This is a genomic window from Bacteroidota bacterium (assembly GCA_039714315.1).
In the GTDB taxonomy this organism is placed as follows: domain Bacteria; phylum Bacteroidota; class Bacteroidia; order Flavobacteriales; family JADGDT01; genus JADGDT01.
In genome coordinates, this window is the sequence record JBDLJM010000003.1 from 68,416 (window position 1) to 75,835 (window position 7,420).

The window sequence follows — 7,420 nt, forward strand, 5'->3', positions numbered from 1 at the left end:
GAGATATATTTACGCCTCGAATGGAAAATCTATAACATGGGAAACATCAATTAAAGTGATTAAACGGCTATGGTATTAACACCTTAACAGTTTTTGATTTTCTATTGGCACTAACCTTTACCAAATAATAGCCCTTAGGACCATCGATTGTGAAGGCATTATTTACTCCACGATCAACTTTTTTATCTATTACCTGCTGTCCCAATAAATTATACACTTCAACTTTTAAGGAGTCAGAAGCCTCATTTATCGTTAAATTCAATATACCTTCAGTAGTATAAACACTAAATTCCAAACTTTCATTTATGGGAGATTTCACTCCATAATTCCAGTTATTACCGGGATCATAAAATTGTACTGCTAAAATGTAATGAGTATCCTTTTCTCCAATAACAGGAATATCTAATAAAGATGCTCCTATAAAACCTTCCGAATAAGAATCTCCTCCATTTTCTTTGAATTTAGTATTGAGAATAAAATTCCTGTATTTCCATTCATTATCAGAATCGGCATAAATCCAATTAAAAAATATCATTTCCAAAACCGGAATATCCTTAACATCATTAATAAATGTAAAAATTTGATTATTCACTAATTCTTCATTATTGCGCAATAATTCAGTGTACTCCGCATCCTTATCAATAAAACTATCATTTTTCAAAATAACACTTACTCCTTTGCCCGAACCGGATATTTGATGGTAGTTCTTTATCTGATCTTTTGAAGCCTGCTCAGCTATCTTACTAAGGTTTTTGTTAATTTCTTCCAGACCTTTCTGATTTCTGTCTTTTCTTTCTTTATCTGCCAGCCACTTAACTTTTTTTACAACAGAGTACTTTTCCCAATCACCAGGAAATTTAAATGTTGGCAAATCTATATTAGTTTCAATATGTTCGTGATCTCTGGCAAGGTTAAATTTCGCCTCAATGTCCGACAAGTTATCATAACGCCACTCCTCTATATCAAATAAAAAATCTGATTTAGGGTTTTCCACAGAAAACTCCTGACCATATAATTGGCCAAAAATCATAAAGAAAGATATGACTGTTATTATGTTTACCCACCTGAAAATCATACTGATGTAAGTTACTGATTTACAGTGAATTTACCCAACCAAACCTTTATTCTTTTGAAAATTAAGCCCAGAAATATCTTTATTATGTTATGATTCATTATTTTTGATTTTTAATAAAATTTAGAGATGAAAGAAAATTTGATTCTTAACAACGAAGAGATTAAGCACAAAATAAAAAGAATAGCTTATCAGATTTATGAAGCAAATACTAATGAAACTACTATTTACTTAGCCGGTATTTCGAGTAATGGTTTCATTATGACTAATAAAATTGCTGAACAAATTAGAGATATTTCTAAGCTTGAAGTAATCACAGTCGAAGTTTTCGTTAATAAGAAGGATATTTTGGCACCGGTTAAAACTTCTATCCCCCTCGAAGAGCTCAAAGATAAATCTATAGTATTGATCGACGATGTATTAAACTCCGGAGGTGTATTGATTTATGGAATGAGACATTTTCTTAGTGTTCCTCTTAAGAAATTCCTGACGGCCGTACTGGTAAACAGAAATCACAAAAAATACCCTATAAAAGCAGATTTTAAAGGTATCTCTCTATCAACCTCCCTTCACGAAAGAATAGAAGTAATATTCGAAGATGGTAAAGATAGAGCTTATTTATCTTAATTTTTTTAAAAATAAAATGAATAGAAGGTCTGTATTTTTCAAGTAAAATACAGACCTTCTATCATAATAATTGGATATCATTTCTAGTGCAAGTCATGATTAGCCAAAACTATTTGCTCTAATTCATCAACTATCTGTTCAATAGTTTTTTTATCCGTAATCACCGAAGATTTGGCCATTTTATAATATTCTCTTCTTTTCCCCAGATGCTTAAGTATAAACTCGTAAAGCTCTACATCAGATAAATCTTTTATTATCGGACGCTTACTACGGGCATTTTTCAAATATTCATATAGAGTATCAACAGAGGCATTGAGATATATCGACTTTGAATATCTGTTTATCAACTCCATGTTATTATTGTATACCGGTGTCCCCCCCCCTAAAGACAATAAGATATTACCATCAGATTTTATAAGCTTATTCAATGACTCGGATTCATACTCTCTAAACCATTTTTCTCCCTTTGCTTGAAAAATTTCCGCAATAGACATCTTCAACTCATCTACAATATAATCATCGAGATCTACAAAACTATATCCTAATTTCTCGGCAAGTAAGCTACCGTAGGTAGACTTACCACTTCCCATATATCCAAGTAACGTAATAACTGCCATAAAATCTATATTCAATTTCAGTGGTCGAAGTTAACCAATAATAAACTTATACAAAAAAAGTTGAAAAAAATTGAAGCTTAAAATTTATGGCGTTTTTTCACTACTTAAGTACAATTGAAATCAAAAAAAAATCTTTCTAAATTCTATTTCAGATTAGATTATCTTCAATTTCTTTATTAAATTTACTACTCCACTTATACATAACACACCCATAAACAACTGTTTGCAATCTCTCAAACTTTCGTTTGAATATTTTTTAAAATTTCCTCCCAAATAAATGATGTGAAATAAAATAAACATAGTATATTTGCACCCGCAAAACGGTAATCGTTTTGACCTGGTAGCTCAGTTGGTAGAGCATCTCCCTTTTAAGGAGAGGGTCCTGGGTTCGAGCCCCAGCCAGGTCACTATATTGAAGATTTATGATTTTTGATATATGATTTGTTTTTCATATCAGATATCATAAATTTTCGACCTGGTAGCTCAGTTGGTAGAGCATCTCCCTTTTAAGGAGAGGGTCCTGGGTTCGAGCCCCAGCCAGGTCACTATATTGAAGATTTATGATTTTTGATATATGATTTGTTTTTCATATCAGATATCATAAATTTTCGACCTGGTAGCTCAGTTGGTAGAGCATCTCCCTTTTAAGGAGAGGGTCCTGGGTTCGAGCCCCAGCCAGGTCACTGTTCTTTTTAATTATGAATTTTGAATAATTAATGTTGAATGAATTTAATTCATAATAAAACATTATTAATTCATAATGAGAAAAGCCCACGTGGTGAAATTGGTAGACACGCAGCCTTGAGGGGGCTGTGCTCGTAAGGGTGTGCTGGTTCGACTCCAGTCGTGGGCACCATTTATTTAATGTGAATTATTAATGACCTGGTAGCTCAGTTGGTAGAGCATCTCCCTTTTAAGGAGAGGGTCCTGGGTTCGAGCCCCAGCCAGGTCACTTTTATTTTTAATTATGAATTTTGAATATTAAATGAATTTAGTTCATAATTAAACACATAACAATAATAAAGCAATAAGCACTAACCAAAATAAGGTTGGTGTTTTTTTTTGCACATATTTTGCTGCAATTTTTTATTAAAAGCAATATTTTTGTAGCCATAAAACATATTTTTTGAAGAAAATTCGCCATTATAACATTCCTGTTTTCATACCTGAGCTCGCATGCCCGCATCAGTGCGTATTTTGCAATCAGGAAAAAATCAGTGGTACAGCAGAAGTTCCCAGACCTGAAGAAATATCTAAAATAATTGACACATGGCTTTCTACAATAGATTATGAAAACAGCCATGTAGAGGTTGCATTTTTTGGCGGAAGTTTCACCGGTATACCAACAGAACTACAGGAAGCATATCTAAAAAGCACTTTGCCCTATGTTAAATCAGGAGAAATAAAAGGAATAAGACTTTCTACCAGACCCGATTACATAAATCAGGATATTTTGGATCTGTTGAAAAAATACGGAGTAACTTCTATCGAATTAGGAGCCCAATCTTTAGATGAATCCGTTCTTGTTAAGGCAGGAAGAGGACACTCTGTAAAAGATGTTGAGATTGCTTCCAAACTAATAAATAAAAACGGTTTTGAACTCGGTCTGCAAATGATGCTAGGCCTCCCCAACGACACAAAGGCAAAATCTATTTATACTGCAGAAAAAATAATAGAACTGGGAGCCAAAACAACCAGAATCTACCCAACACTGGTAATAGAAGGAACAGCATTGGCCAAACAATACAAAGAAGGTAAATACCAAGCTCTTAGTATTGATAATGCTGTTAACTGGACGAAGGATATAATAATGCTTTTCGAAGATGCTAACATTAAAGTTTTAAGAACGGGCTTACACCCTTCCGAAGAGTTTGAAGACGACAAGAGCCTGTTGGCAGGACCTTACCACCCATCGTTTAAAGAAATGGTAATGACCGAAGTTTGGGCAGACAAACTAAAGATGACAGATAACAACAAAGAAGATATTAAGATATTTGTAAATCCTAGTCAGGTTAATTTTGCCGTTGGCTACAAAGCCAAAAACAAAAATAAATTACTAAAAAAATATAAGTCTGTAAAAATATTCGGAGATGACAGTTTAAACAAATTTGATTTTTATGTGGGCAATCATTGACAGTAGAGCTCCAAAAAAAGCAATAGAAAAACTAAAAGAAGAATTCGATGTATTTGAATTCAAAAGTAGTGGAATTACCTATGAACAAGTTTCAGGGCATCCCGATATTTTTATCTGCCAGGATGGAGAGAACCTGATCATAGCTCCTAATTCGCCTAAAGAACTGATCAAATTTCTGGAATTTCACAATGTAAAATACTCTTTTGGAGAAAAGGAAGTTGGTATAGAATTAAACAATTCAACTCAGTACAACTGCATTGCCACAAACAATTACCTGATTCATAAAAAAGGATTTACAGACAAAAAGGTTATATCGACATTTACAGACAAAAAGGTTATTAACCTACCCCAGGCTTACACCAGATGCAGCTTATCAGCAATTAATGACAATAATTTCATCAGCTCAGACAGAGGAATAGAAAAATCGTTAACTGCCCTAGGATTTAATGTACTATTGGTAGATCCAAAATCGATTTTACTACCGGGATTCCCTTATGGTTTCTTTGGCGGAACAAACGGAATTCACAACAGTAAATTCTATCTTATTGGCAGTTTAAAACATCATCCCGAAGGTGAAGCTATCAGGGTTTTTCTACTTAAAAACAATATTGAAATCATTGAACTTTACGATGGTCCCCTTTATGATGGCGGGGGGATTTTTTTTGGGATTTAGGAGTTCAGGTTTAGGATTTGAAGCTACTGTTTCCCGATTTAATTCTGATACTATAAAAACAAATTATAGTTCATTAATCATTAACTATCAAAACTTAGCATATAAATTAACTACTACACATTTTTTATTGTACTTTTGCGCCTCCATTTAGAAAAAATGAGATAGATATGATAATTCTTAACGAGAAAGTAGCAAAATTTACATATACACTTTTCGAAAACACTACAGAAGGTAGAGTTATAGAAGATGTTCCGGTGGATAATCCAATGGAAATAGTTTTTGGACAAGGAAAACTTATTCCATTTTTCGAAGAAAGATTAATTGGCTTAAGAGCCGGTGACGATTTCGAAATTAAGGTCCCTTCGGGTGATGCTTTTGGTGAATCGAATCCTAAAGCTATTTATGAACTATCGAAAGAAACATTCCGTGTGAATGGTGCTGTTGACCAATCATTATTTGCAATTGGTAAAAAATTACCTATGCGCGACAGAAACGGCAACGTTTTAGACGGTTATGTAAAGTCTTCTACTGATGAAACAGTTACTATTGATTTCAACCATCCTTTGGCAGGAATTGATATAGTTTTTAAAGGAAACGTCATAGAAGTTAGAGAAGCTACTGAAGAAGAACTAAACCCACCAAGTCACGGTTGTGGATGCGGTAGCGGAGGTGGCCACGGTCACGGAGGAGGAAGCTGCTCATCGGACGGACATGGTGAAGGAGACTCTTGTGGTTGTGAAAACAAAGGTGAAGGTGGCGGAAGCTGCAATACTGATGGACAAGGACATCACCACGAAGAAGGTCATTCTTGTGGATGCGGACACTAGTGATATATGATTTAAGATTTGAAAAAAATATATTCATTAACCTCTAAGTAATTATTGCTTGGGGGTTATTTTTTTGTTTTTAAATGGTTAATTTTGTTCAAGTTTTATCGATTATTTTTAAATAAAAACAACCTGTCAAACTGTAAATTTACAGTTAAGCAGTTCAATACATAATTAAGATGATTAAAAATATTCCATTAATAAAGAATTTAGACAGTGATAATTTCTTTTTACTTGCCGGGCCTTGTGCTATTGAAGGAGAAGAAATGGCAATGAGAATTGCAGAGCGCGTAGTTGAAATTACAGATAAACTGAAAATTCCATACGTTTTCAAAGGTTCTTTTAAAAAGGCTAACCGTTCAAGACTGGATTCATTTACAGGGATTGGAGATGAAAAAGCTCTTAAAATACTTAGAAAAGTAAACGAAACATTTGGTATACCTACTGTTACAGATATTCACACAAACGAAGATGCCGCTATGGCTGCCGAATATGTAGATATTTTACAGATTCCTGCATTTTTGGTTCGTCAAACCGATTTGGTTGTTGCGGCAGCTAATACCGGCAAACACGTAAACTTAAAGAAAGGTCAGTTTATGGCACCTGAGTCGATGAAACACGCTGTAGTTAAAGTAGAAGAAAGCGGAAACAACAATATTATGATCACCGACCGCGGAACTATGTTCGGATATCAGGATATGGTTGTTGACTTTAGAGGGGTTCCTACAATGAAGGAATACGCTCCTGTTGTTATGGATATAACACACTCTTTACAACAACCCAACCAAACTTCGGGAGTTACAGGAGGAAGACCGGATATGATTGAAACTATCGGTAAAGCAGCAATTGCAACAGGTGCCGACGGAATTTTCATAGAAACACATTTCGACCCAGCTAATGCAAAGTCGGATGGGGCCAACATGCTACACCTCGATCATTTTGAAGACTTAATGAAGAAGTTGGTTGCGATAAGACAGACTGTTAACAAGTTCTAGTTACTTAAATAAAATATTATTAGTAAGGGTTTCACTAAACGTGGAGCCCTTATTTGCTTTTAATACCAGCCTAAGTTTGTGAAAAATTAAATTTAATAAACATAATACGACACAAATAAAGCATATACTCCATAGACCAGAATTTGTCTAAACTTAAAAGATTCTGCCATCTATAAAAATCCGCATAGCCAAATATAATTTTAGAAGTATATTTAGTCTAAATTTTAGTTTTATTTGAAAAATCAATCATATTATCATCAATCTGCGTGAGGGATTGCTTCGCATCCCGATTACACTGTTCTGAAAACACAAAAGAAAAAAGTATTTTTCCTTTTGTATTTATCCAGCTCAGCGTGAGGGATTGCTTCGCATCCCGATTACACTGTTCTGAAAACACAAAAGAAAAAAGTATTTTTCCTTTTGTATTTATCCAGCTCAGCGTGAGGGATAGAGGCGGCATCCTTTTTGTTGCAGT

The 7,420-nt window shown here is 34.2% G+C and carries 8 protein-coding genes and 5 tRNA genes; 10 read left to right on the forward strand and 3 right to left on the reverse strand.

Annotated elements, in window-relative coordinates:
- Positions 1-67 precede the first annotated feature (67 nt).
- Positions 68-1,030, reverse strand: coding sequence for a T9SS type A sorting domain-containing protein (locus ABFR62_01025; protein MEN8136999.1), 963 nt, complete (start codon positions 1,028-1,030; stop codon positions 68-70).
- A gap of 171 nt (positions 1,031-1,201) precedes the next feature.
- On the opposite strand from ABFR62_01025, the gene ABFR62_01030 reads away from it, so the two are divergent.
- Positions 1,202-1,699 (forward strand): phosphoribosyltransferase family protein, encoded by a 498-nt coding sequence (locus ABFR62_01030; protein ID MEN8137000.1) that lies wholly within the window; start codon positions 1,202-1,204, stop codon positions 1,697-1,699.
- Positions 1,700-1,782: 83 nt separating this feature from the next.
- On the opposite strand, the gene ABFR62_01035 is transcribed toward ABFR62_01030, so the two are convergent.
- Complete coding sequence (locus ABFR62_01035; protein MEN8137001.1) at positions 1,783-2,316, reverse strand: shikimate kinase; 534 nt, start codon at positions 2,314-2,316, stop codon at positions 1,783-1,785.
- Between the two features lie 334 nt (positions 2,317-2,650).
- On the opposite strand from ABFR62_01035, the gene ABFR62_01040 reads away from it, so the two are divergent.
- The 9 genes from ABFR62_01040 to kdsA all read left to right on the forward strand — a co-directional run bounded on the left by ABFR62_01040 (position 2,651) and on the right by kdsA (position 6,945).
- A tRNA-Lys gene (locus ABFR62_01040) sits at positions 2,651-2,723 on the forward strand.
- 65 nt (positions 2,724-2,788) lie between these two features.
- Positions 2,789-2,861, forward strand: a tRNA-Lys gene (locus ABFR62_01045).
- Between the two features lie 65 nt (positions 2,862-2,926).
- Positions 2,927-2,999: transfer RNA gene (locus ABFR62_01050), tRNA-Lys, on the forward strand.
- An 86-nt stretch (positions 3,000-3,085) separates the two neighbouring features.
- Positions 3,086-3,172 (forward strand) — tRNA-Leu (locus tag ABFR62_01055).
- Positions 3,173-3,195: 23 nt separating this feature from the next.
- Positions 3,196-3,268, forward strand: a tRNA-Lys gene (locus ABFR62_01060).
- A 174-nt stretch (positions 3,269-3,442) separates the two neighbouring features.
- Positions 3,443-4,450, forward strand: a complete 1,008-nt coding sequence (locus ABFR62_01065) for a radical SAM protein (protein MEN8137002.1) — start codon at positions 3,443-3,445, stop codon at positions 4,448-4,450.
- Positions 4,434-5,123: a DUF6873 family GME fold protein gene (locus ABFR62_01070; protein MEN8137003.1), complete on the forward strand. Its 690-nt coding sequence runs from the start codon at positions 4,434-4,436 to the stop codon at positions 5,121-5,123. The genes ABFR62_01065 and ABFR62_01070 overlap by 17 nt, the downstream gene beginning before the upstream one ends.
- 167 nt (positions 5,124-5,290) lie before the next feature.
- A complete protein-coding gene (locus ABFR62_01075; protein MEN8137004.1) occupies positions 5,291-5,950 on the forward strand; it encodes an FKBP-type peptidyl-prolyl cis-trans isomerase in 660 nt (219 codons plus the stop codon).
- A gap of 179 nt (positions 5,951-6,129) precedes the next feature.
- Positions 6,130-6,945 carry a 3-deoxy-8-phosphooctulonate synthase gene (gene kdsA / locus ABFR62_01080; GenBank protein MEN8137005.1) on the forward strand — a complete coding sequence of 272 codons (816 nt, stop codon included), beginning with the start codon at positions 6,130-6,132 and terminating at the stop codon, positions 6,943-6,945.
- 217 nt (positions 6,946-7,162) lie between these two features.
- Here kdsA and ABFR62_01085 read toward each other — a convergent pair.
- Positions 7,163-7,420 (reverse strand): hypothetical protein (locus ABFR62_01085; protein ID MEN8137006.1); only part of this gene is annotated, 258 nt, incomplete at its 5' end.

What these genes read in the sequence shown, in the direction of transcription:
- ABFR62_01025 (MEN8136999.1), bottom strand. Translation starts at nt 1,030, where the DNA reads ATGATTTTTGGCCAATTATATGGTCAGGAGTTTTCTGTGGAAAACCCT.
- ABFR62_01030 (MEN8137000.1), top strand. Translation starts at nt 1,202, where the DNA reads ATGAAAGAAAATTTGATTCTTAACAACGAAGAGATTAAGCACAAAATA.
- ABFR62_01035 (MEN8137001.1), bottom strand. Translation starts at nt 2,316, where the DNA reads ATGGCAGTTATTACGTTACTTGGATATATGGGAAGTGGTAAGTCTACC.
- ABFR62_01070 (MEN8137003.1), top strand. Translation starts at nt 4,434, where the DNA reads ATGTGGGCAATCATTGACAGTAGAGCTCCAAAAAAAGCAATAGAAAAA.
- ABFR62_01075 (MEN8137004.1), top strand. Translation starts at nt 5,291, where the DNA reads ATGATAATTCTTAACGAGAAAGTAGCAAAATTTACATATACACTTTTC.
- kdsA (MEN8137005.1), top strand. Translation starts at nt 6,130, where the DNA reads ATGATTAAAAATATTCCATTAATAAAGAATTTAGACAGTGATAATTTC.